Annotated in this window: 18 protein-coding genes; 12 read left to right on the top strand and 6 right to left on the bottom strand. The window is 70.8% G+C overall.

Translation table 11 applies throughout. The annotated features are described in order from the left end of the window. The first annotated feature begins 22 nt into the window (after positions 1–22). Positions 23–1,294 (top strand): hypothetical protein, encoded by a 1,272-nt coding sequence (locus tag AB0C27_RS42805; protein WP_357857304.1) that lies wholly within the window; start codon positions 23–25, stop codon positions 1,292–1,294. Here the strand turns inward: AB0C27_RS42805 and AB0C27_RS42810 are convergent. Continuing rightward, the gene (locus AB0C27_RS42810) at positions 1,243–1,668 is read right to left on the bottom strand and encodes a hypothetical protein (protein ID WP_357857307.1); all 426 of its coding nucleotides are present in this window, start codon (positions 1,666–1,668) and stop codon (positions 1,243–1,245) included. The genes AB0C27_RS42805 and AB0C27_RS42810 overlap by 52 nt on opposite strands. A gap of 165 nt (positions 1,669–1,833) precedes the next feature. On the opposite strand from AB0C27_RS42810, the gene AB0C27_RS42815 reads away from it, so the two are divergent. Further along, entirely contained in the window at positions 1,834–2,418 is a 585-nt protein-coding gene (locus AB0C27_RS42815; RefSeq protein ID WP_357857310.1) for a putative glycolipid-binding domain-containing protein, read from the top strand. Positions 2,419–2,446: 28 nt separating this feature from the next. Here the strand turns inward: AB0C27_RS42815 and AB0C27_RS42820 are convergent, their stop codons facing one another. Beyond that, positions 2,447–3,244, bottom strand: coding sequence for a hypothetical protein (locus AB0C27_RS42820; protein WP_357857313.1), 798 nt, complete (start codon positions 3,242–3,244; stop codon positions 2,447–2,449). A 124-nt stretch (positions 3,245–3,368) separates the two neighbouring features. Then, a complete protein-coding gene (locus AB0C27_RS42825; protein ID WP_357857316.1) occupies positions 3,369–5,663 on the bottom strand; it encodes a tetratricopeptide repeat protein in 2,295 nt (764 codons plus the stop codon). A 123-nt stretch (positions 5,664–5,786) separates the two neighbouring features. On the opposite strand from AB0C27_RS42825, the gene AB0C27_RS42830 reads away from it, so the two are divergent. Both AB0C27_RS42830 and AB0C27_RS42835 read left to right on the top strand, forming a co-directional pair. Next, positions 5,787–5,924, top strand: a complete 138-nt coding sequence (locus tag AB0C27_RS42830; RefSeq protein WP_357857319.1) for a hypothetical protein — start codon at positions 5,787–5,789, stop codon at positions 5,922–5,924. Between the two features lie 221 nt (positions 5,925–6,145). Then, positions 6,146–8,191 (top strand): beta-galactosidase, encoded by a 2,046-nt coding sequence (locus AB0C27_RS42835; RefSeq protein WP_357857322.1) that lies wholly within the window; start codon positions 6,146–6,148, stop codon positions 8,189–8,191. Here AB0C27_RS42835 and AB0C27_RS42840 read toward each other — a convergent pair. Further along, positions 8,179–8,436, bottom strand: coding sequence for a hypothetical protein (locus tag AB0C27_RS42840; RefSeq protein ID WP_357857325.1), 258 nt, complete (start codon positions 8,434–8,436; stop codon positions 8,179–8,181). The two genes, AB0C27_RS42835 and AB0C27_RS42840, sit on opposite strands and share 13 nt — an antisense overlap. Positions 8,437–8,595: 159 nt before the next feature. Here AB0C27_RS42840 and AB0C27_RS42845 point away from each other — a divergent pair, with 159 nt between their 5' ends. From AB0C27_RS42845 to AB0C27_RS42855, 3 genes are all read left to right on the top strand, one after another. Beyond that, a complete protein-coding gene (locus tag AB0C27_RS42845; protein WP_357857328.1) occupies positions 8,596–9,513 on the top strand; it encodes an NADP-dependent oxidoreductase in 918 nt (305 codons plus the stop codon). 206 nt (positions 9,514–9,719) lie between these two features. After that, the gene (locus AB0C27_RS42850) at positions 9,720–10,223 is read left to right on the top strand and encodes a cupin domain-containing protein (protein WP_357857331.1); all 504 of its coding nucleotides are present in this window, start codon (positions 9,720–9,722) and stop codon (positions 10,221–10,223) included. A 184-nt stretch (positions 10,224–10,407) separates the two neighbouring features. Beyond that, complete coding sequence (locus AB0C27_RS42855) at positions 10,408–10,698, top strand: hypothetical protein (RefSeq protein ID WP_357857334.1); 291 nt, start codon at positions 10,408–10,410, stop codon at positions 10,696–10,698. Positions 10,699–10,876: 178 nt separating this feature from the next. Here AB0C27_RS42855 and AB0C27_RS42860 read toward each other — a convergent pair whose 3' ends face one another. Continuing rightward, positions 10,877–12,367, bottom strand: a complete 1,491-nt coding sequence (locus AB0C27_RS42860; protein WP_357857336.1) for a sulfatase-like hydrolase/transferase — start codon at positions 12,365–12,367, stop codon at positions 10,877–10,879. Between the two features lie 15 nt (positions 12,368–12,382). Continuing rightward, positions 12,383–13,837, bottom strand: coding sequence for an extracellular solute-binding protein (locus AB0C27_RS42865; protein ID WP_357857338.1), 1,455 nt, complete (start codon positions 13,835–13,837; stop codon positions 12,383–12,385). A 143-nt stretch (positions 13,838–13,980) separates the two neighbouring features. Between AB0C27_RS42865 and AB0C27_RS42870 the strand changes: the two genes are divergently transcribed. From AB0C27_RS42870 to AB0C27_RS42890, 5 genes are read left to right on the top strand one after another with little or no spacing between them, the layout of a single operon-like run. Next, on the top strand, positions 13,981–14,985 hold the full coding sequence (locus AB0C27_RS42870; protein WP_357857341.1) for a LacI family DNA-binding transcriptional regulator: 1,005 nt from the start codon (positions 13,981–13,983) through the stop codon (positions 14,983–14,985). Next, positions 14,982–15,911, top strand: coding sequence for a sugar ABC transporter permease (locus AB0C27_RS42875; protein WP_357857344.1), 930 nt, complete (start codon positions 14,982–14,984; stop codon positions 15,909–15,911). Before AB0C27_RS42870 ends, AB0C27_RS42875 begins: the two co-directional genes overlap by 4 nt. Then, positions 15,908–16,753: a carbohydrate ABC transporter permease gene (locus AB0C27_RS42880; RefSeq protein ID WP_219912129.1), complete on the top strand. Its 846-nt coding sequence runs from the start codon at positions 15,908–15,910 to the stop codon at positions 16,751–16,753. The genes AB0C27_RS42875 and AB0C27_RS42880 overlap by 4 nt, the downstream gene beginning before the upstream one ends. A 44-nt stretch (positions 16,754–16,797) precedes the next feature. Beyond that, complete coding sequence (locus AB0C27_RS42885; protein WP_357857347.1) at positions 16,798–18,615, top strand: sugar-binding domain-containing protein; 1,818 nt, start codon at positions 16,798–16,800, stop codon at positions 18,613–18,615. Next, complete coding sequence (locus AB0C27_RS42890; RefSeq protein WP_357857350.1) at positions 18,612–22,724, top strand: carboxypeptidase regulatory-like domain-containing protein; 4,113 nt, start codon at positions 18,612–18,614, stop codon at positions 22,722–22,724. Before AB0C27_RS42885 ends, AB0C27_RS42890 begins: the two co-directional genes overlap by 4 nt. Positions 22,725–22,745 lie beyond the last annotated feature (21 nt).

The raw sequence follows: 22,745 nt of genomic DNA on the forward strand, positions 1-22,745 counted from the left end.
AGGCTCGTGCGAAGGGGTGATCATGACGGCGGAGCATCACAGCGGAGCCAGGCGCGTGCTCGCCCGGCTGCTCGAAGCCGGGAACGGCGTGCTGAGGTGTGAGCCCGCCTGGGTCGCCCGTGACTTCCTGCCGCCGGGCCGGCGGCTCGGCCTGCCCGAGCACGCCTACGACGTGGGGGAGCGCGGCGGGATCTGCGAGCGGTGGCTCGCCTCGACGACGAAGGCCGACAACCGCGTCGGCCCCCCGGACGAGGGGCTCAGCCACGTCGTGGGGGAGCACGGCGAACGGCTCCTGCTGCGCGACGCCGTGGCCGCCGATCCCGCCGCGATCCTCGGCGCGGCGTACGCCGCCACGCACCCCGCCGGGCTTGGCCGGCTGGCGAAGATCTTCGACTACGCCTACCGGCTGCCGTACCACATCCATCCGCCCCAGGAGTTCGCGTCCCTGGTAGGCCGGAACGCCAAGGACGAGTCGTACCACTTCCTGCCGGGCGCCGACCTGGGCGCGCATCCGGAGACGTTCTTCGGCGTGCACCCGTGGATCACGGAGCGGGCCGCGTACGACGTGCTGCTGCCCTACCTCGTCGACTGGGACAGCGACCTGATCCTCCGGCACGCCCGCGCGGAGCTCCAGGTCCCCGAGGAGGGCTTCCACGTGCCGTCCGGCGTGCTGCACGCCCCCGGCACGGCCCTCACTCTCGAACTGCAGGAGGACTCCGACGTCTCGGCGATGTTCCAGGCGCTGAACGCCGGCCGGATCATCTCCAAGGACCTGCTGTTCAAGGACGTCCGCCCGCGCGACCGCGCCGAGCACGGCGAGCGGTTCCCGCTCGGCTTCGTGGACTGGGAGGTCAACGGTGACCCCTGGTTCTACGAGAACCGCCACCTGCGCCCGCTGCCGGTGGCGGGCGCGGACGGCGACGGCGAGGAGACCTGGGTCTTCTACAACACCGGCAAGTACGCGGGCAAACGCCTCGTCGTCCCGCCCGGCGGGGTCCACCGGCTGCGCGAACCCGGCGTCTACAGCGTGTTCGCCTGGGCGGGGACGGGTACGTACGCGGGGCACGAGGTGCGCGGCGGCGAGCCGGGGCTGGACGAGCTGGTGGTGACCTTCGACGCGGCGACCCGGGAGCACGAGGTCGTCAACACCGGCGGCGCGGACCTCATGGTGTTCCTGTTCTTCGGGCCCGGCCTGCACACGGAGACGCCCTCCATCGCGGGCCGCGGCGTGACGGGGCCGGATCAGGCGACGGCGCCGATCCGGTACAACCCGGGCCCGCCGGCGAAGAAGTAGTCCTTGGTCCTGTCGCCGTCGATGGCGACGGCGCCCAGGTAGTCGTCCACGTCGAGGGTGTCCTCCTCCCAGAGGTAGAGGACGGCGTTCGGGGCGACGCACTTGTCGACCTCGGCCCGCTCGTTCACGGCGATCGACACGTAGTCCGCGGTCACCGGCCAGACCCGCACGCCGGTGCTGGTGTTGATGTACACCTCGTCGTGCCCGTTCTCGGTGATCTCCAGGGCCCGCAGCCCGTCGAGGAACACGTTCCCGCCACAGGTCATCGCGGAGGCGGTCCTGGCGGCGAGGGCCGCCGAGGTCCCGGTGGCGGTCAGGCACGCGGCCGCCGTGCCCACGGCCGCGAGTCGCGAGAGTTTCCGCCAGGTGCGCATGCCGGTTTCCCTTCTGCCGTTCGCTGAAGTCTCCGATCGAACACGACGACGTCTTCATTCGGGCTTCTGTGCGATTTCACCGCAGGTCAGAAGGGTGGGCTGCCGGGTGGTCCCGCTGGAAGGACGGGGCCCGCTTCTGTCGGTGGCGGGTGACATGATCCGGCCATGACATCCTTCGCCCCACCGCCGGGCATCGCCGCCTGGCGGCACCTCGGCGTACGCACCGGCTTCGAGGTCGTCCGCTTCCGCGCCACGCCCGGCGGACATCGCGTCGAGGGCTGTACGACCGCGGTTGAGGAGGGCGAGGCCTGGATCGTCGACTACGTGATCGACCTCGACCCGGGCTGGGCCACGCGCTCGGCCCGGCTGACGAGCCGTTCCGCCCGGGGCGAGCGCCACATCGTCCTGGAGGGCGACGGCGCAGGCCACTGGCGGCTGGACGGGGCGCCGGCGCCCTGGCTGGACGGGTGCCTCGACGTCGACCTGGAGTCCTCGGCCCTCACCAACGCGTTCCCCGTGCACCGGCTGCACCTCGGCGTGGGCGCCGCCGCGCCGGCTCCCGCGGCCTTCGTCCGGGCCGCCGACCTGGCCGTCGAACGGCTGGAGCAGCACTATGCCCGCCTGCCCGACGACGGCGGGCGGCAGCGGTACGACTACGCCGCGCCGGTCTTCGACGTCGCCTGCCGCCTGACGTACGACGAGTCCGGCCTCGTCCTCGACTATCCCGGCCTGGCAGTCAGAGCCGCCTGAGACGCCACGCGCCTTTCGGCGAGTCGTGTCAGCCCGGAAGCCGCAGCTTGCAGCTGCCTTCGACACACAGCTCGATGGTCGTCGTACGAGGGTCCGGCGCCTTGATCGTCACCTTGCCGCCCCACCGGCTGTAGCGGGTGTCGACGTGAACGGTCCTGCCCGCCAGCTCGTCCATGCCGCCGGCGAACGTGAACGTGCTCCGCACCCTGCTGACCAGGCCCGCCCGGGTCAGCGTGAGGGTGTAGGAGAGCTCGGTGCCCGGGTCCCAGCCGGCGTGGGTCGAGTGCTCCGCCCAGCGGGAGACCTGCTCAAGCTTCTTGAACGTGATCGCGCCGGTGACGGTGTCACCGCTCCGCCGCCCGTTCTTCAGCAGGACGGCCAGGGTGGCGGGCTCGGCGGGATTGATCAGCTGCTCGTCGTAGCCGAGCAACTCGGTGTGCCAGAGGTACAACTGGTGTGCATCCTTCCACCAGGTCTTGCCCTTCTTCAGCTGCTTCCCGATGAGACCGCCGGACCGATACCCGGTGCCGCCGATGTCGTGATTGAAGCCGATCACCCGTTCGCGCCCGTGCTCACCCCCTGCGGTGGTGACGTCCAGGGCCAGGACGCCACCCTTGGCGTCGAGCTCGAACACCCCTTCACGCCGGCGCTCACCCCGTTCCGTGGAGCCCTCCAGCAGGGTGGCCGTCTCGGCGAAGTGCACGCCGCGCCCGGCCGCCGGCACGGCCTTCAGCGCCTGGACGGAATCCTTGGCCGCGGCCTGCGCGAGAGCGGTGCACGCCAGCAGAGCGCCGCAGACCACCAGGGCCGTGATCGTCCTCCTCATGATGGTGATCCTGCCGCGAGGTGATCACGCCAGGAACACGGTCCGGAGGCGACCCTCAGAAGATGACTAACCAGGAGGGCGTCCCCTGGCGCGACTGCGCGAGTGGGACACCGGCACACCTCGGTTATGCGGGTGGTGGGGAATCGGGCTGTTCGGTCGCGTGGGCAAGACGGAGACGCTGGTGGAGGTCGTGAGCGTGGCGAAGGTGGACTCGTGCCGTCGTGTGGTCGCCGGCGATCCGGGCTAGGCGGGCGAGTTCGCTGTGGGCGTCGGCTTGTCCTTGCACATGACTGATCTGGCCGGCGAGGGAGAGCGCGGTGGTGGCGTGATGAAGGGCGGCGGCCATGTTTCCGAGTCCGCGATGGGTGACGGCCAGGTTGTAGTGGCTGTCGGCCTGGTTCATGAGATCTCCCAGGTCCTCGAACAGAGCAAGGGCTTGGTCTAAATGGGTTTGCGCGTCGTGGTGATGGCCCAGGTGCTCGTCCAGCATCCCGAGTTGCCGGTGGCAGATGCCGATGCCGCGACGTTGGCCGACCTGCTCGAACAGGCTCTTTGACCGGGACAGGTGTTCGCGGGCCGTGGTGAAGGTGCCTTCCAGCCGGTCGAGAATGCCGAGATTGGAAAAGGCGAATGCCTGCTCCACGAGGTTGTCGCCCGAGAGGGCGAGAGTAAGGCAGAAAGTGGCGTGCGCCCGGGCTTCGGCCAGGTTGCCCAGCCACTTGTGGACGTTGCAGAGCTCGTGGCGGATGGTCGCTTGGCCGACTCGGTTGCCCAGCTGGGTGTACAGCTTCAGAGAGGTCTGAAAGTGCACGAGCGCGGTGAGGTAGCGGCCGGTGCGCATGTCGACCAGACCAAGGCCTTGGTGCATGGCAGCCTGACCAAGCGCGTCATCGGTCTGTTCGGCCAGCTTCAGCGCCTGACTGTTCAGTTCGACGATCTCAGAGTAGAAGCCGCGCATCCGCTGATAGGACTCCAGGTTGTAAGCCAGCCGCCACGCATAGGGCGAGCGTTCGGACAGGCTGTGGCGAGCGACGGCGAGGAGGTCCGCGTGCTGTTGGTCGAGCCATCGCAGCACGGCCACATCTGATTCGTGCTGGGGAGGAGGCAGGTGGGGATCCTCTTTGTCCGAATCCAGATAGGTGACGCTCTCGCTCGAGTCGAGCAAGAGAACCGAGCCGTCGACGATGCCGTTCACGTATCGGAAAAGCCGTTGAAAGGCGCCGGCCAGTTGTCGGGTGCTGTCGTGCTTGCCGGATTCGATCAGAGCAGCGGCACGTACGGCGTCGTGCATGCGATAGCCGACGCCGCTGCGGTTGTCCGCGATGAGCAGACCGCGCTGGTAGAGGGTAGCGAGCTGTTCGGTGGCCTGGTCGAGTGGCTGATCGGCGAGGACGGCGGCGATGGGGGAGCTGATCAGCGAGCCGGGGTAGCGGGCGACGCGACGAAGCACCAGTCGCGCGGGTTTGGTCAGGGCGGCAAGGGAACGGGCGAATGCGGCGGCGGTCTCGTCACTGATCGTCTCGCCCGGGGCAGCGGGGATGCTGAGAGCCGGGTTGGCCGCCTTCAAGTCGCTCATCTGACGGATGGCGAGCGGAAGCCGGAACGTCGCGGCGATCGCGGCGACGGCTTCGGGGTCGTGCAGACCGGCCCGTCGCAAGACGGCACCGGCCAGTTGGGCGGCCTGGCTTCGAGTGAAAGGTGGCAAGGTGACGCCGCGATCGGGGTCGAGACCGATCAACACATGGCGGGTGGTGATCAATATCGCCGATTCCTCAGCTGCGGGTAAGAGCGGACGGATCTGTTCGGCGGTGTCGGCGTCGTCCAGGACGATCAGCATCTTCCTGCCTGTGGTGGCGGCCCGCCAGGTGCGGCTGAGCGCGGTCACGGTGGTGGTGTGCGGATCGGGCGGTACATTGAGGGCGTTGAGCAGGGTGCGTAGCGCCGAGGCGGTGGTCACCCGGGATTCGGTCGCGGCGTAGGTGCGCAACCCCAGCCAGAACACTCCGTCGGGGTAGCGTGCGGCCAGTGCGCGAGCGGCACGGATGGCCAGTTCGGTTTTTCCGGTCCCGGGCATACCGGTGATGATCATCACAAGAGGTCCAGGCGCGGGGGACGTCAAACGGCGCAACTCCTTGCTGCGGCCGACGAAGACCCGGGTGCCGGACGGGACCTGCAGTGCCGAACCGGCCTGCGGCTCTTCCGTCCCGAGCGCCGCCGGGTACCCTGGATCACCGTTCGGCAGGGCGATCAGCGTGCTGGCGCTCACCATGCTGGTCATCAGGACCAGCCCCCCGAACAACCACCAGTTCCATGTCATGGTGAGCAGATTGGTGAGCCCTCCCGCCACTACGCCGGCCATCGGGCCCAAAGCCACGATGATGAGGCGCCCTCGCCGCTGATCCCGTAATCCACCTGCCATCGGATCACCTCATGTCGCTGTCGACCGGGTCGACGGTCTCGGCAGTCGCACGCAGTTCCCGTAGGTCGGAGATGTGTTAGAGCGTTCCCGGGTTGACGCTGAGTAGTCTCGCGGATCGGAGTGATGAAGTTTTCCGCGAGAGGGCACCACCGCATCGACGAGGCCGACATGGCGGGACCTCAGCCCGAGCTGCTGCGGGCGCTCTCGATGGGCATTCAGCGCTTGCCCGCCGGCAGGAGGTCCGTGGGTTTCCGCGCGTAGCCCTGGCTGCCGACGCAGATGGACCGTTCAGCGATCTTCACGCCGCGACGGGGCACCAGTTGGCGCTGGATGGCGCTCGCCGCGTCGATCGTCTCCGCTGGGTCGGCGCCGGCGCACGTGGCCGGGAAGCGGCGGGGGAGCCCCGGCGGGCGGTCATGGGGTGGGGTGCGTCACTATGTTTACGTAAACATCGTTAAACTTGCCCCTGGAGATCGACACTCATGGCAGATCGCCCGTTCCGCTGGCTCCGCCGGCCCGCCGCCTCCCCCCACGGACTGAGCTACGGCGCGGACTACAACCCCGAGCAATGGCCACCGCACATCTGGCGCCAGGACGTCGAGGCGATGCGCAGGGCGGGGGTGACCATCGTGTCGCTGGCGATCTTCTCCTGGGCGCGGCTGCAGCCGGCCGCAGACCGGTGGACGTTCGAGTGGCTGGACGAGGTCATGGACCTGCTGCACGAGGGCGGTATCGCGGTCGATCTGGCCACCGCCACCGCGTCGCCGCCCCCATGGCTGACGGCCGCGTACCCGGAGATCCTGCCCGTCGACCACGAGGGCCGCACCCTGTGGCCGGGCGGGCGCCAGCACTGGCGCCCCACCTCGCCGATCTTCCGCGAGCACGCGCTACGCCTGGTCCGGGCCATGGCGGAACGGTACGGCGACCACCCGGCCCTGGCCGCCTGGCACATCTCCAACGAGCTGGGCTGCCACAACGCCCACGACTACTCCGACGACGCCGCCGCGGCCTTCCGCACCTGGCTGCGCGCCCGTTACGGCACCGTCGACGAGCTGAACCGGGCCTGGGCGACCTCGTTCTGGTCGCAGCAGTACGGCGACTGGAATGAGATCCTGCCACCCCGCCTGGCCGCCTCCTTCCCCAACCCTGCCCAGCAGCTCGACTTCCGGCGCTTCTCCTCCGACGCGCTCAAGGACCACCTGCGCGCCGAACGCGACCTGCTGGCCGAGCTGACCCCCGGCATCCCGGTGACCTCCAACTTCATGGTCATGGGCGAGACCAGGAACATGAACTACGCCGACTGGGCCGGCGAGATCGACTTCGTCTCCAACGACCACTACCTGCTGACCGGCGCGCAGGCCCGCGACGAACTGTCGTTCTCGGCGAACCTCACCGGCAACCTGGCGGGCGGCCGGCCCTGGTTCCTCATGGAGCACTCCACCAGCGCCGTCAACTGGCAGCCGGTCAACCTGGCCAAACCGCCCGGCGGACTGGCCCGCGACTCGCTCACGCACGTCGCCCACGGCGCCGACGCCGTCTGCTTCTTCCAGTGGCGGCAGTCGGCCGGCGGCGCCGAGAAGTACCACTCGGCGATGCTCCCGCACGCCGGCACCGACAGCGAGGTCTTCAGGGACGTCACCGACCTCGGGACGACCCTCCGCGCGCTCGCCCCCGTCGCCGGCACCCGCCGCCGCACCGCCCAGGCGGCCATCGTCTTCGACTGGGACTCCTGGTGGGCCGCCGAGCTCGACTCCCACCCCACCTCGCTGCTGCGCTACCGCCAGGAGGCGCTCGACTGGTACTCGGCGCTCACCGCGGCCGGCATCCGGGTGGACGTCATCCCGGCCGGCGCCTCGTTCGAGCCGTACGCGCTGCTCGTGGCCCCGATCCTGCACGTGGTGCCGCAGGATCTCGCCGACCGCCTGACCCGATACGCCACCGCCGGCGGTCACCTGGTCACCACGTACTTCTCCGGCATAGTGAACGAGCACGACCAGGTCTGGCTCGGCGGCTACCCCGGCGCCCTGCGCGACCTGCTCGGCATCCGCATCGAGGAGTTCGCGCCCCTCCTGGACGGCGAGCGGGTGGAGCTGGACCTCGGGGTGACCGGCACGCTGTGGACCGACCGCGTCGACGTCACCGACGAGGACGTGGAGATCGTCGCCCGGTACACGACCGGCCTCCAGACGGGCCGCGTCGCCGTCACCAGACGCCGCACCGGCGCCGGCTCGGCCGCCTACGTCTCCACCCGCCTCGGCCCCGACGGCCTCGCCCCCGTGCTCGGCCGCCTCCTGGAGTCCGCCGGCGTGACCAGCGAACTCCCGGCCGACCTGGCGGGCTCGGTGGAACTGGCCGTCCGCACCGGCCCCGACGCCGACTACTGGTTCCTGATCAACCGGACGGACGACGACGTCACCGTGGACGGGGTGGCGGGGGAGCCGATCCAGGCGCCCTCGCTGGCCAAGGACCTCACCCTGGGACCACGCCAGGTCTGCGTCCTGCGCCGTTTGGCACCTCAGAACGGCTGACCGCCGACGCCGGCGATGGTCAGGCACTTGCCGGTCTGACGGTTCACCAGCTGGACGTTCGACGCGGCCCAGACGGCGGCGGTCCCGTACGACCGATCGGACGATGCGGTGGCCGATAGGGGGGCCGACGCCGAGGCGACGGTGGCGGTGCCGGCGACAGCGCCGGAGACTGTGCCCGCTGCGAGCAGGGGTGCGATGACGGCTGCCGCCCTGCGGGCGGTCGCGTGCAGAGTAGGTGACTTCATGGACACAGCGTGTTGTCGCGCGGGCCCTGCCCGCCCGAGTAGCCGGTACTCAACCGCAGGTGTGGGCGACGCGCCGCGTCGTGGGTGATCGAGCCGAACGAGCGCCCGCGCGGGTACGTTCGTGCTGTCCGAGATCTCCAGCACCGGCGAGGACCTGTCATGCGAGCCGTCACCATCCGAGACCGCGCCGCGGGCGCGGCCGGGCTCTCTCTGACGGAGGAGCCCTACCCGCACGCCGCCGAGAACGACGTGATCGTACGGGTGCACGCCGCCTCGTTCACCCCCGGGGAGCTCGACTGGCCGGGGACGTGGATCGACCGCGCCGGCCGGGACCGCACGCCCAGCGTGATCGGGCACGAGGTGTCGGGCGTGGTCGCCGAGGTCGGCTACGGGACCACGCTGCTGACCGTCGGCCAGCGGGTGTTCGGCTACACCGACCCGGCCCGCAACGGCACCCTGGCCGAGTACGTGGCCGCGGAGGCGCGCGACCTCGCGCCGCTGCCGTCCGGGGTCGACCACACGGTGGCCGCCGCGCTGCCGATCTCAGGACTGACCGCGTGGGAGGGGCTGTTCGACCACGGGCGCCTGGTGAGCGGCCAGACCGTGCTCATCCACGGCGCGGCCGGCGCCGTCGGCTCGGTCGCCGTGCAGCTCGCCCGGGAGGCGGGAGCGCGGGTCATCGGCACCGGGCGGGCCACCGTCAAGGACACGGTGCTGGGGCTCGGCGCGGACGCCTTCCTGGATCTGCAGGCCGACTCCCTGGAGGACGTCGGCCAGGTCGACCTGGTGTTCGACGTGATCGGCGGCGACATCATGGACCGCTCGGCCGCGCTGGTGCGCCCCGGTGGCACGCTGGTCACCATCGCCGCGCCGCCCACGGTCAGGCCCGGCGACGGGCGGGCGATCTTCTTCGTCGTCGAGCACGACCGCGTCCGGCTCGCCGACCTGGCCACGCGGGTCCGCGACGGACGGCTGCGCCTGCTCGTCGGCGACGTGGTGCCGCTGGCCGAGGCGCCCGCCGCGTTCACCCGATCGGGCCGAGGCAAGACGATCATCCAGGTCAGGGAAGAGGCATAGCGAGACTACGGCGGCTCATCGCCAAAAGTTGAACCGGCTCCTGGTTAACCTCCTGACCGCCCGGACAGCTGAACCAGGCGCCTCGCCTCCGCCCGCGTCCTCGCGGACGGCGGACAGGCGCCCGTGGCCGCGGCCCTGCCCGCCGGTCACGAGGGTGAAGCAGAACGGGAGGAGCCGTGATGATTCGAGTACGGCCAGTTTGTGCCTTGCTGGCCGCCGGCGTGGTGGCTGCCACGGCCGCCTGCGGCCCCGCGGGGGAACGCGCGACCGCCGAACGGGCGGCCGGGGAGCATGCCGTCGCCCTCCGCGCGCCGGTGACGGAGACGCCCGAAGCCACGGAGACGCCCGTCACCACGGGGACGCCTACGGGCACGCGGCCGCCTGAGGAAACGGTCAAAACGCTGCTGGAACAGCCGCTTCCGGGCGTCAAGGGCAAGACGTTCACGTCGAAGACCGTGGCCTTCCCGCCCGGCGGGCGCTCGGTCCCGCACCGCCACGGCAACGCCTTCGTCTACGCCTACGTCCTCGAAGGCACGATGCGCAGCCAGCTCGGCGGCGAGCCCGTGCGCACGTACCGCCAAGGGGAGTTCTGGGTCGAGGCGCCGGGCGCGCACCACGTGCTCACGGAGAACACCAGCCAGTCGGAGCCGGCGAAACTGCTGGTCGTCTACATCTCCAACACCGGAGAAAACCTCAAGGTCGACGACTGAACCGGCCACCTGGTACGGGGTCGGGAACCGATCGCCGAGCCGGCGTCATGTTCCGCGCGGCGCACGAGATGGATCCCGGGCCGGACCTCGGCACGTCCCATTGGAGAGAGCAGCTGCCCCGGTTCCGTCCACCGCATCCGTCAGTGCCACCACGATCCTCTACTGACAGGAGGAAGAACCCCTGATGGACCCTGACGCCATCGCCCGCCGCGCGCGCCGGTACGGCTGGACCGTACAGTGCAGCGCCGACCCCGGAGTCGTCCTGCTCCGCCGTACCTGGCGGCTGGAGATCACCTTCGTCGGCCACGCCCCGTCGGTCGCACGCATCATGGGCTCGGAGAGCGACGCCGGCCGGCCCATCAACCTCCGCTCCATCAACGCCCTGATCCGCGCCAGACCTGACGAGATCGCCCAGCGCGCCGCGGAGGCGACCCTGGGCGAGCCCGCCGCCCGTGCGGAGGACGCGGGCCCGTAGCGGGGCGATCACCTCGCCGGCATCCCGGCGCGGGAGTCGCGGCCGGTGACGACGGCGTCACGGCCGCGGCGCCGCGAACAGACGGCGTCATGGCCGCGGCGCCGCGAACAGACGGCGTCATGGCCGCGGCGCCGCGAACAGGGAGCCGGGCCCGCCCCCGGCTCGGCGTCTCGCAAGCTCAGGGTGAGGCATTGAGCTCGGAGCCGGCCGACCGCCAGTTGTGCGGGGCCTGTTTGAGCGTGTACGCCGCCTCCGGCAGATCGTCTCGGACGCGGATCATCCACAGGGCCAGCTCGGTGGTGAGGGTGGCACGCGTGTCCGCGAGCGCGGGATCGTCGTACCGGTCGTCCAGCTCGGCGGGGTCGGCGTCCAGGTCGTAGAGCTCGCCGCCGCCGCGTTCGTTCAGCAGCAGCTTCCACCGCCCCCGCCGGAGCATCACCGTCGTCCCCGACTGGGTGACGGTGTTGAGCTCGTCGAAGGTGCGGCCCTCGTACGGGAAGTGCAGCGGCGGTCGCTCGCCGGGGTGGTAGGACAGCCCGCCGAAGCCGAGCTCGGCGTACGCACTGGCGAACTCGCCGGCCGGATACGGCTTTCCGGTGAGCAACGGCCACAGGCTGCGCCCCTGGACGCCGGCCGGGATGCCGGCGCCGAGGGCATCGCAGATCGTCGGAAGCAGGTCGGCGAGCGAGACGAAGGCCTCCGCGTCGACCGCCGCCCGCACGCCCGGCCCGGTGGCCGCGAACGGGATGCGCGTCAGGCACTCGGCCATGCCCGCGCCCTTGCGCTGGAGCCCGTAGTCGCCGGTGTAGTCGCCGTGGTCGGCGACGAAGAACACCAGCGTGTCCGCGTCCCGCCCGGTGGCACGCAGGTGCGCGAAGAACCGGCGGAGCTGGTCGTCGATGAGTTTGAGCATGCCGCAGTAGTTGGCGCGGTAGCGCCGCCACTCGGCGTCGTAACCGGGCCGCTTCTCCTCCGTCAGCTCGCGCAGCCAGGTGTACATGCCGCCTTTGCGTGCGGCGCCTTCGGGTCCTGCCAGCCGCTCGGGCATCTCCTCCGGGTCGAACATGCTGAAGTACGGCTCCGGCACCTGGTACGGATTGTGCGGCTCAGGAAAGGACAGCCAGGTGAAGAACGGCCGGTCGGCGGGCGTGCGGTCGATGGCGCCGATCGCTCCGTCGACGATCCGGTACGGAAACTGGCACTCCACCGGGAACGGCGTCGGCTCGTGCGCGACCGAGTGGTCGAGCTTCGTGAGCCACCGCTCGAAGCGTTCCTGATCGCGTGTGGCCGCGCCGTCCGGGCCGCGGTCGTGCCAGTACGGGGCGGCGAACGTGTCGAAGTCGGCGGCCTCGCGGTGGAAGTGCGTCTTGCCCGCCAGATGCAGCGCGTACCCGGCGTCGCGAAGCACGTCCACCAGGTCGGGCCCGCGCAGCACGTGCCGGGCGGCGCTGTTCTGCCGGACCCGGTGCGCGGACGGGTAACGTCCGGTGAGCAGGCTGATCCGGGCGGGCACGCACAGCGGAGACGTGGTGTAGGCCCGCCGGAATCGCACGCCGGTCTCCATCAGCCCGTCGAGGAAGGGCATGGTGTCCAGCGGGAAGCCGCTCGCGGCCGTCCAGTCGGCACGCTGCTGGTCGGTCATGATGAGCACGATGTTCGGTCGGTTCACGGGTCGGGGCCTCCGCTAGCGTTCCGCGTACATCGGTTCGGTGTAGTCCGAGCGCGGCTTCCAGTTGGGGAAGGCGAAGTCGTCCAGGCTGACCTGCGCGCCCTTAGCCTTGGCCGCGGCGATCGCCGTGTCCCGCTGCGCCGCGCTGTCGCTGGACAGCTTGGTCAGCGCCGCGCGGACGTCCGTGACGTCGCCGGTGAGCGCGCCCTGGACGATGTCTCCGAGGCTGGGGGTGACCGGCTTCGAAGCGATCTGCACCTGCTGGATGTCCGGGTTGCCGGCGATCGGCTCAGGGGCGAGGAAGACGCTCTCCTTGAACCAGGCGATCAGCTTCTTGTACGCGGGGTGCGCCTCTGACCGGTCGACGACGGAGATGTCTCGCGGCGGTTGTGACATGGTCCCGGCGACCCGGAGGGAGTATTCCTCGGTGGTGAAGTGGTCGCTCAGCAGCTTGCTCGCCACAGCGGCGTTCTTGCTGGTCGCCGACAACCAGTAGTCTCCCGCCTGCGGTGCGTGGTAGGTGGCCACGCCGCCGCCCGGCTCGGGGGTCAGGATGGGCCCCACGCCGAGCTTCTCGGCGAAGTCGGGCGCCGCCTTCAGCGCCACGCCGGGGCACCACGGGCCGTCGAAGTAGTAGGCGGCGATCCCGGCGGTCCACCGGGCCCGCGCCACGTCGTCCAGCCAGGAGTTCGCGCCCGGCACGAGCACCTTTTCCTGGCGCAGCGAGACCAGGAACTCGATCACGTCGACGTACTCGTCGGCATGGAAGGCGTACTCGCCGTCGCCGTACCTGACCCCGCCGGCGCCGGCGAATCCGGCCGCCTGCGCCAGGTCGTTGACCTGCTCGCCCAGCCGGTTCGGCATGCCGATGTTCCACACCCAGCCGTACGATCGGCCGCCGCCCGCGCTCTGCGCCTTTCTGGCCGCGGCTCGGAAGGCGTCGTACGTCCGCGGCGGCGCCTCCGGGTCCAGCCCGGCCCGTGTGACCAGCTCCTTGTTGAACCACGTCACCGCGGAGTAGGTCTGGTGGCTGAAGATGGGGAAGGCGTAGATCTTGCCGTCGAACGTGTGCAGGCCTTCGATGAGCGAGTCTTTGACCCTGGCCTCGGCTTCCGCGGTGAGCTCCAGCGGCCGCGACCACCCGGCGGCGACGAGCGCCGCGGCGGGCAGGGTGAGGCCGGCGTTGGTGCGCAGGTCCGGAAGCTGACCGCTCTGCTTGGCCAGTTGCAGCGCCTGGCCCATCTTCGCGGGGTTGTAGTACGTGTACTGCACGGGAACGCCGCCGGAGCCCTTGGCGAACTCGGCGAAGATCTCCTTCTTCGCCGTCTGGAGCTGGTTCTGGTGATCCCACCAGGTCAGCCCCTTGCCGGCGGCGCCACTGCCGCCGCCACCGCCGCATGCGCTGGTCGCGGCCGCGGCCGTCAAAGCACCCGCCGCGGCGAGGAACCCTCGCCGAGTCATCGCGGTCATCGGTCCTGCCTTCCACCACACGGCCCGCAGAAGGGTGTTGTGAAGAATGTTGCCGCGTGGCAAATTCATTCTTGCCACGCGGCATGCCACGCGGCAAGACTGTTCTTCAACAGAAATGTGTGCCGGGAGGGCGAGCGAGTGTGGTGACCCAACGAGACGTGGCACGGCTGGCGGGAGTGTCCGTACGCACCGTGTCCAACGTCGTCAACAATTTCGCGTACGTGTCCGAGGAGACCCGCGCCCAGGTGCAGCGGGCCCTGGACGAGCTGGACTACCGGCCCAACGTCGCGGCGCGCAGCCTCAACCGCGGGCGGTCCAGCCTGCTGGCCCTCGTGCTGCCGCTGGACGTGCCGTACTTCACCGAACTGGCCGCCCACGTGGTGGACCGGGCGGAGGAGCGCGGATACACGGTGCTGATCGACCGCACGGAGGGGGTGGCGGAACGCGAGCGGCAGATCGTCATGCGACGCGACCGCTCGGCCCTCTTCGACGGGTTCATCTTCAGCCCGCTCGGCCTGAGCGCGGACGAGCTGCGCGACTGGGCGGGCGAGTGCCCCGCGGTGACGCTGGGCGAGGTTCGGGTGGACGGCGTGGACCACGTCGCGATCGACGACACCGACGCCGCCAGGAGCGCGACCGCGCACCTGGCCGCGCTGGGCCGGACCAGGATCGCCGCCATCGGGCTGGTGGACCGGCCGACGGGCAACACCGCGGCGCACCGGTCGGCCGGCTACCGCCAGGCGCTGGAGGAGGCGGGGCTGCCGGTGCTGCCCGAGCTCACCGTGCCGGTGCTGCGCTACCAGCGCCAGGACGGCCGGCAGGCCATGGAGCGGCTGCTCGACCTGGCGCAACCGCCGGACGCGGTGTTCTGCTACAACGACCTGCTCGCGCTCGGCGCGATGCGGGCGGTGCTGGCCAGGGGGCTGCGCGTCCCGGAGGACGTGGCCGTCGTCGGGTTCGACGGCATCGAGGAGGGCCGGTTCGCCACCCCGCCGCTGACCACCATCGTGCCCGACAAGGAGAAGATCGCCGAGCTGGCCGTGAGCCGTCTGCTGGAGCGCGTCGAAGGCGACCAGAGCCCGCCCGTCCAGCTGGAGGCGCCCTGGCGGCTGATGGTGGACGAGAGCACTGCAGGCATGAACGGATGACGGCCGCGATCCCCGCCGCGGCCCGTCCCCGCCGCGACCGCACCACCCTGTACATCTGGGTCTTCCTGACCCCGACCGTGCTGCTGTACGGCGCGTTCACGATCTACCCGATCGTGGGCAGCTACGTCTACTCGCTCACCGACTGGAACGGGTTCGACGCCAGCGCGTCGTTCATCGGCCTGGCCAACTACCGCGAAGTCCTGGCCGACCCGATGTTCTGGAGCTCGTTCCGGCTGACGCTGGCGTTCATGCTGTTCGCGGTGCCGGTCCAGGTGCTGGCCACCCTGCTGATCGCGATCGTGCTCAACTCACCGCACATGCCGCTGCGCAAGCTGTTCAGGACCGCCCTGTTCCTGCCGGTGGTCACCACGACGGCGATCGTCGGCGTGGTCATGCAGTTCGTGTTCGATCCGGCCAGCGGCCCGGTGAACCTCGCGCTGCGCGGGGCCGGCCTGGCGCCGGACGGGATCGACTTCCTCGGGCAGTCCACGACGGCCCTGGGCACGACGATCGGCGTGTACGTCTGGAAGTGGTTCGGCATCACGCTGGTCTACTGGCTGGCCGCGCTGCAGACCGTTCCCGGCGAGGTGTACGAGGCGGCCCGCCTCGACGGCGCCGGCCCGCTGGGCACGCTCAGGTACATCACGATGCCCCTGCTCAAGCCCTTCCTGGTCATCATCACCCTGCTCTCGATCGAGGCGTCGCTGCAGGTCTTCGACCTCGTCCTGACCATGACCAACGGCGGCCCGTTCTACTCGACCGAGGTGATCGAGGTGTACATCTACCGGTGGGCCTTCGCCGCGACGGTCCCCCGGCTCGGCTACGCGTCCGCGGCGGCCGTGCTGTTCGGCCTGTTCGTCTGCCTCGTCGGGATGCTGCAGCTGCTCGCGATGCGCGCCACCCGCCGGACCAGGGGGATGGCGTGAGCCGCCGGCGCCGGGCGCTGCGCCGGCTGCCCTGGTGGATCGCCGCCGCCGTGCTCGCCATCGGCTGCCTGATCTGGATCTACCCCTTCCTGTGGATGGTCTCCGCGTCGCTGAAGACGTCGGCCGAGGTGTTCACGAAGGGGCTCGATCTGCTGCCCGGTGACCCCGCGTGGAGCAACTACGAGCGCGCCTGGGTCGAGGCGGAGTTCGGGAAGTACCTGCTCAACACCGTGATCGTCACGGTGTGCACGGTCGTCGTCGTGGTGGTGCGGTGTGCCATGACCGGCTATGTCCTGGCCCGCCACGACTTCCGCGGGCGCCGGATCATCATGGGCGTCCTGGTGGCCACGCTGTTCGTCCCCGCCGGTTACACCATCATCCCGCTGGTCGACCTGTCCCAGAAGCTCGGCCTGCTCAACTCGCTGACCGGCATGATCGTGGCGATGTCGGGCGCGGCGAACGTGGCGGCGATCCTGCTCTACTTCGGCTACTTCCGCGGCATCCCCAAGGAGCTGACCGAGGCGGCGCTCATCGACGGCGCCGGGTTCGCCACCGTCTTCTTCCGCGTCATGCTGCCCCTGGCCAAGCCGGTGACGGCGACGGTCACCGTGCTGACCTTCCTGTCCACCTGGAACGCGTTCTTCCTGCCGCTGGTCTTCACGTTCTCGCGGCCCGACCTGCGCACCGTCAGCGTCGGCATGCTCGCGTTCATCGGCGAGAACGCCACTGACTGGTCGGGCATGGCCGCGGCGGCGACGATCTCGCTGCTGCCCGTCGTCGCCTTGTTCATCGTGCTGCAGCGGTACTTCATCGAAGGCATCGCCGGCGCCGTCAAGTCCTGATCCGCCCCGTCTCCATCCCCGTCTCCATCCAGAAAGTGAGCACCATGTCCGCACGCCCCGCCGTCCCCCGCCCCGAGTACCCGCGCCCCCAGTTCGTCCGCGCCGAATGGCAGTGCCTCAACGGGACCTGGCAGTTCGAGCGGGACCCCGGTGACTCAGGGCTCGAACGCGGGCTGATCGACCGGGACCTGACCGGCGAGATCGTCGTGCCGTTCTGCCCCGAGTCCGAGCTGTCCGGTGTCGGCGACCCGGACTTCCACGCCGCCGTGTGGTACCGCCGCACCGTCCGGGTGCCTGAGGGCTGGGCGGGGCAGCGGGTGCTGCTGCACTTCCAGGCGGTGGACCACGACGCCACCGTGTGGGTGGACGGCGTCGAGGCCGGCCGGCACCGGGGCGGGTTCACCCCGTTCTCGTGCGATCTGGCCGCGGCGGCCGACCCGGCGCACACGTACACCGTGGTCGTACGCGCCCGCGACCCCCGCGGCGGCCCCCAGGCGCGAGGCAAGCAGGCCACCAGCTACGAGGGCCGCGGCGCCCTCTACGGCCGCACCACCGGCATCTGGCAGACCGTGTGGTGCGAGCCGGTGCCCGCCGTGCGCCTCGGCCGGCCGCGGATCACGCCCAGCGTCGCGGCGTCCGCGTTCCGGATCACCGTGCCGGTGACGGCCGGCGCCGCTGCCGGCCGGGCCGGCTACCAGGTGCGGGTGACGGTGTCGGACGAGAACGGCGAGGTCGCTCAGGCGCGGGCGCGCGCCGACGTCGACCTCGCCCCCGAGCTGTGGCTGCCGCTGCCGGCCGGCCGGGTCCGCCTGTGGTCCCCCGAGGACCCGCACCTGTACGACCTGCGCGTCGACCTGCTCGACGGCGACGGCGCCGTGGCCGACATCGCAGAAAGCTACGCGGGCCTCCGCTCGGTCAGCATCGACGGGCAGGCGGTCCTGCTCAACGGCGAGGCCCGCTTCCAGCGGCTCGTGCTCGACCAGGGCTTCTACCCCGACGGCCTGATGACCGCGCCCACGGACGAGGCCCTGCGCCACGACATCGACCTCGCCGTGGCCGCCGGGTTCAACGGCGCCAGGCTGCACCAGAAGGTGTTCGAGGAGCGGTACCTGTACCACGCCGACCGGGCGGGCTTCCTGGTCTGGGGCGAGTTCGGGGACTGGGGCGCCAACATGGAGGGGCCCGCCGGCGACAACCAGCAGCCGACCGCGTCGTTCGTCACCCAGTGGGTGGAGGCGGTCGAGCGCGACTACTCCCACCCGTCCATCGTCGGCTGGTGCCCGCTCAACGAGACCTGGCAGCGGCTGCACGACCGGATCACCGTGCTCGACGACGTCACCTGGGGCATGTACCTGGCCACGAAGGCGGCCGACCAGACCCGGCCCGTGGTCGACGCCTCCGGCTACGCGCACCGGGTGCCCGGCGCCGACGTCTACGACTCCCACTGCTACGAGCAGGATCCCGAGCTGTTCGGCAAGCTGATGAACGGCCTGGCGGACGGGACCCCGTACGTCAACGCCGACCCCGACGGGACCGCCTGGTCGGTGCCGTACGCGGGGCAGCCGTACTTCTGCAGCGAGTTCGGCGGCATCTGGTGGAACCCGGACGTGCGCTCCGACGAGAGCTCCTGGGGGTACGGCGAACGCCCCACGAGCGAGGAGGAGCTCCAGGAGCGCTTCGCCGGGCTGGTCGCCGTCTTGCTCGACGATCCGAGGATGTTCGGCTACTGCTACACGCAGCTGACCGACGTCTTCCAGGAGCAGAACGGCATCTACCGCTTCGACCGCACGAGCAAGCTGGACGTCTCCCGCATCCGCGCGGCCCAGCTGCGCCCGGCCGCGATCGAGCAGGACGAGCGGTGATCGGTGCGCCCTTACGGCGGCGCCTGGCGCTCGCCGTCGCGTTGATCGGTGCCGGGGCGCTGCTGGCGGCGACCGCGCCCGCCGTCGCCGCCGCTCCGCGATCGGCGAGTGCCGTCTCAGCACCGGCGAACGCCGCTCCGCGATGGGCGACCGCCGTCTCAGAACCGGCGAACGCCGCTCCCCAGGCGGCGACCGCCGTCCAGGAGGCGACGACCGAGATCAGCGGCCGGGTGGTGGACGCCCGCAGTGGCGCGCCGGTCGAAGGGGCGAGCGTGCACGCCTCGCGGACCACCGTCTTCGCCACGACCGGCCGGGACGGTGCCTTCGTCCTGACCGGTGTGCCCGAGAGCGCCGCCCTGGTGATCGCCGCCAAGGAGGGATACGCTTTCGCGTCCGCTCCCGTCGGCCGTACGGTCACACTCGAGCTGGCCCGTGACACCGATCCGGCTCGCTCGGAGTACCCGCGCCCCGACGCCGACCGGCGGCCGTTCACCGGCGGCGACTGGCTGTCGCTGAACGGCACCTGGTCGTTCGACTTCGATCCCGGCGACGTGGGGGAGCGGGAGCGGTGGTTCGACCCCCGCCACGCGTTCGGGAAGGCCGTCCGGGTGCCGTTCGGCTACCAGTCGCTCGCCGCGTGGGGCGAGGAGGAGCTGGCGACCAAGGAGATTTTCCGCAGCGCCTTCTCCCGCTATCGCGGCACGGTCTGGTACCGGCGCTCCTTCACCGTCCCGAAGAATTTCTCCGGCTCGGAGGTGCGGCTGCGCATCGGTGCGGCGGACTGGGGTGCGGCGGTCTGGCTGGACGGCGAGCCCGTGCTGCCGTACTCCGGCGACGGCTACACCGAGATCAGCGCCGGGCTAAGCTCTCTCGCGCCGGGCTCGCCGCATACGGTGACGATCCGGGTGGTGGCGCCGCCGACGACGGCGGACTCCCCGTACCCGATGGGCAAGCAGACGGGTGAGCCCAACGGGGCGGACACCGGCTGGTTCAGCGACGTCGGCGGCATCTGGCAGTCGGTGTGGATCGAGCCCTACGCCGGCGCGCGGCTCACGCGGACACGGGTGACACCCGAGCTGACGTTCGAAGGGGACGCGCGCACCCCGTCCACGGCGAGCGCGAGGATCGACGTCGCCGGCGTCGGGGCGGGCACCGCCGGCGTCACGGTGAAGGACCCGCGAGGCAAGGTCGTCGGCACCGCCGAGGTGTCGCTCAGCGACGGCGAGGGCAGCGACGGCCAGGGCACGGCCACGATCCCGATCGAGCGCCCGCGACTGTGGGAGCCGGACGATCCGGCCCTCTACACCGCCGACATCCGGCTGGGCGACGGCGACGGTGTCCGCACCACGTTCGGGCTGCGCGAGATCGAACGCGCGTGGGCGCCCGGACACACCGGCGAATATCAGTACGTCCACCTCAACAACCGGCCGATCTACCTGCGAGGCGTCCTCGACCAGGGCTACAACCCCTGGGGCCTCTACACCTACACCGGAGTCACCGCCGGCCCCGACCTGCGTACCGGGACCGAGGCCGACCCGGGCCGCGGCTCCATCCTGCTCGACCTGAAGAACGCCAAGAGGCTCGGCTTCAACGTGATCAGGAACCACCTCAAGGTCAACGAGCCCGCCTACTACCACTGGGCGGACACTCTCGGGCTGATGATCTGGTACGACCTGCCCAACGCGGGCTGGCACTCCCTGGGCCCGGAGGCGGAGCGGCTGTTCGAGGGGCTGCTGCGCAACACGTTCGCGCGTGACCACAACCACCCGTCGATCGTGATCTGGACGATGTTCAACGAGTCGTGGGGCATCAACGAGGAGCCGTGGCAGCAGCCGATCCCGCCGCGGGCGTTCCCGTACGTGCGCAGGATGGTCCAGCTCGCGCGCGACCTCGACCCGTCGCGGCTGATCGTCGACAACTCCGCCTGCTGCCAGAACGGCCACCTCGACACCGACCTGAACGACTTCCACTACTACCTGTCCACCTACGACGAGTGGAAGAAGCTGCTCGACGGGTTCGACGCCCAGGTCCGGCCCGGCTCCACCTGGAACTTCGACGACGGCGCTCAGAGCGGGCAGCCGTGGCTCAACTCCGAGTTCGCCGTCAAGTCCGGTCAGTTCCCGCACACGGCGAGCCTCTTCCGCGCCTATCCGAAGCTCAACGGCTACGTCGGCGTCCAACTGGCCGAGACCGAGCAGGAAGTGCAGAGCCCGGTCACCTTCGACCGGCAACCGAACGAGCCGGAGTTCATGGACCATCGCGGCCGGCGCCGGGGCATCGAGATGTTCCAGGGCGACGACGCGATCTCCCTGATGGGCAGGTCGGCACGGACCGTCGACCGCGGCGGTGTGATCGAGGTCCCGGTCAAGATGAGCCACTTCAGCGACACCGACCTGTCCCGGGCCACGCTCCGGTGGAAGATCGGCGGATACGACGCTCAGGGCCGCTGGATCGCCGCCGCCGGCGGCGGTTCCCGGCCGGTCGCCCCCGCCCGCTACACCGTCACCGACGCCGGTACCGTGGCGGTCACCGTGCCCGGCGAACTGCTGACGGGGTACGTGTGGATCTGGCTCGACGCCGGTGGGCGAACGGTCGCCGAGAACACCCTCACCTTCGACACCCCGGCCCCCGGCGGCGGCTTCTCTCCCGGCGCCGTGAGTGCCCAGGAGTGGACCGGCGGGGCAGAGGCCCAGACCACCGGCGGCGCGGACCAGGTCACCGGCCACGGCCGCGGTTACTTCGAGTACGAGGTCGAGGTGCCCCAGGCCGCCGCCCGATCGGGGGCGACCCTGATCGCGGAGGTCGCCTCCGCCCAGTCCCGCGGCTGGTACGACCCCAACAACGTGACCACCGCCCGCCGCAACCCCACCCGCCTCACCGTGTCCGTCGACGGCAGCCCGCTGCCGGCGATCGAGCTGCCCGACGACCCCCACGGCCCGACGGCGCTGGCCGGTCGATCACGCGGCTCGCTCACGGGCGACTTCGGCAACCGCTACGGGTACCGCGTGGCCATCCCGATCCCGGCGCGGCGGCTCGGCGACGCCGGTACCGTCACCTTGCGTTTCACCTCCGACGGGGGCGGGCTGTCGATTTTCGGCGTCCGCTCGGGCCGGCACGGCACACCGCCCACGCTGGCCGGCGGGCGGATCACCGTGCCCGACGAGCGGCCACGGTTCCGCGCCGTCGACTCCCGGCTGTCGGTGTACCAGGCGCCGGCCGCGATCTCTCCTGATACCGGCACCGGCACGGTGATCGTCTCGGTCGTCAACGACACCGCCGGAACGGCGGGAAAGGTCAAGGTGGGACTGGCGGCGCCCGCGGGCTGGACCGCGACCGCTGCCGAGCCGGACGTGATCGGGTCGCTGAAGCCCGGACAGGCCCGGCACGTCGCGTTCGCCGTACGGGCCGGGTCGGGCGTGCGCACCGGCCAGAGCGCGGACTTCACCGCCACCGCGAGCTGGAGTGGCCACGCCATCCAGGCGATCAGCACGTCCACGGTGACCTTCGCCCCCGACGCCTACGCCGAGGCCGGTGTGGACGACACCTTCGACACCGACTCCAGCGCCGCTTACCAGGTGTTCCAGCCGTCGGCGGCCGAGGCACTGCCTCGTCTCACCTTCGGCGGCGGGCGCCTGCGGGCGGAGGGGGCGGGCGCCTACTACGGCATCGTCGCCCATGAGTCCGGGCCGTCGAGCCCCCGCGCGGCGGTGATCGTCGATCACGGCCAGTGGGCCGGCACGGGGAAGGGGCAGGACGCCCTGTTCAACGGGCTGATCAAGGATGAGCGCAACTACGTCCTGGCCTGGACCGGGATCAAGGGCCAGCACGGCATCGACATCAGGATCGACGGCAGGCTCACCAACGCCTGCTGCTCCTCCGCGCCACTCGAACCCGGTGATCGGTGGGCTTTCGTCCTGGACGGCAACGCGATCGGCATCTGGGTCGATCGCGGACTGGGCTGGGCCCGGATCATGTCGAGCACGACCCAGAGCCGGATCGACTTCACCGAGCCGGGCGCGCTGGACGGCTGGCACTACGCCGCCGGTCTGCGCGGCAACGCCGGAACCCAGGCGATCACCCGATTGGAGGGCCGCCACGACCCCGGCTGATAATGGCGGGTGCCCTTCACC

The organism is Nonomuraea sp. NPDC048882, assembly GCF_040649755.1.
Lineage (GTDB): Bacteria > Actinomycetota > Actinomycetes > Streptosporangiales > Streptosporangiaceae > Nonomuraea > Nonomuraea maheshkhaliensis.

Bases quoted from the DNA above. Each gene is read 5' to 3' on its own strand.
- AB0C27_RS42805 (WP_357857304.1), top strand. From the start codon at position 23: ATGACGGCGGAGCATCACAGCGGAGCCAGGCGCGTGCTCGCCCGGCTG.
- AB0C27_RS42810 (WP_357857307.1), bottom strand. From the start codon at position 1,668: ATGCGCACCTGGCGGAAACTCTCGCGACTCGCGGCCGTGGGCACGGCG.
- AB0C27_RS42815 (WP_357857310.1), top strand. From the start codon at position 1,834: ATGACATCCTTCGCCCCACCGCCGGGCATCGCCGCCTGGCGGCACCTC.
- AB0C27_RS42820 (WP_357857313.1), bottom strand. From the start codon at position 3,244: ATGAGGAGGACGATCACGGCCCTGGTGGTCTGCGGCGCTCTGCTGGCG.
- AB0C27_RS42825 (WP_357857316.1), bottom strand. From the start codon at position 5,663: ATGGCAGGTGGATTACGGGATCAGCGGCGAGGGCGCCTCATCATCGTG.
- AB0C27_RS42830 (WP_357857319.1), top strand. From the start codon at position 5,787: ATGAAGTTTTCCGCGAGAGGGCACCACCGCATCGACGAGGCCGACATG.
- AB0C27_RS42835 (WP_357857322.1), top strand. From the start codon at position 6,146: ATGGCAGATCGCCCGTTCCGCTGGCTCCGCCGGCCCGCCGCCTCCCCC.
- AB0C27_RS42840 (WP_357857325.1), bottom strand. From the start codon at position 8,436: ATGAAGTCACCTACTCTGCACGCGACCGCCCGCAGGGCGGCAGCCGTC.
- AB0C27_RS42845 (WP_357857328.1), top strand. From the start codon at position 8,596: ATGCGAGCCGTCACCATCCGAGACCGCGCCGCGGGCGCGGCCGGGCTC.
- AB0C27_RS42855 (WP_357857334.1), top strand. From the start codon at position 10,408: ATGGACCCTGACGCCATCGCCCGCCGCGCGCGCCGGTACGGCTGGACC.
- AB0C27_RS42865 (WP_357857338.1), bottom strand. From the start codon at position 13,837: ATGACCGCGATGACTCGGCGAGGGTTCCTCGCCGCGGCGGGTGCTTTG.
- AB0C27_RS42875 (WP_357857344.1), top strand. From the start codon at position 14,982: ATGACGGCCGCGATCCCCGCCGCGGCCCGTCCCCGCCGCGACCGCACC.
- AB0C27_RS42885 (WP_357857347.1), top strand. From the start codon at position 16,798: ATGTCCGCACGCCCCGCCGTCCCCCGCCCCGAGTACCCGCGCCCCCAG.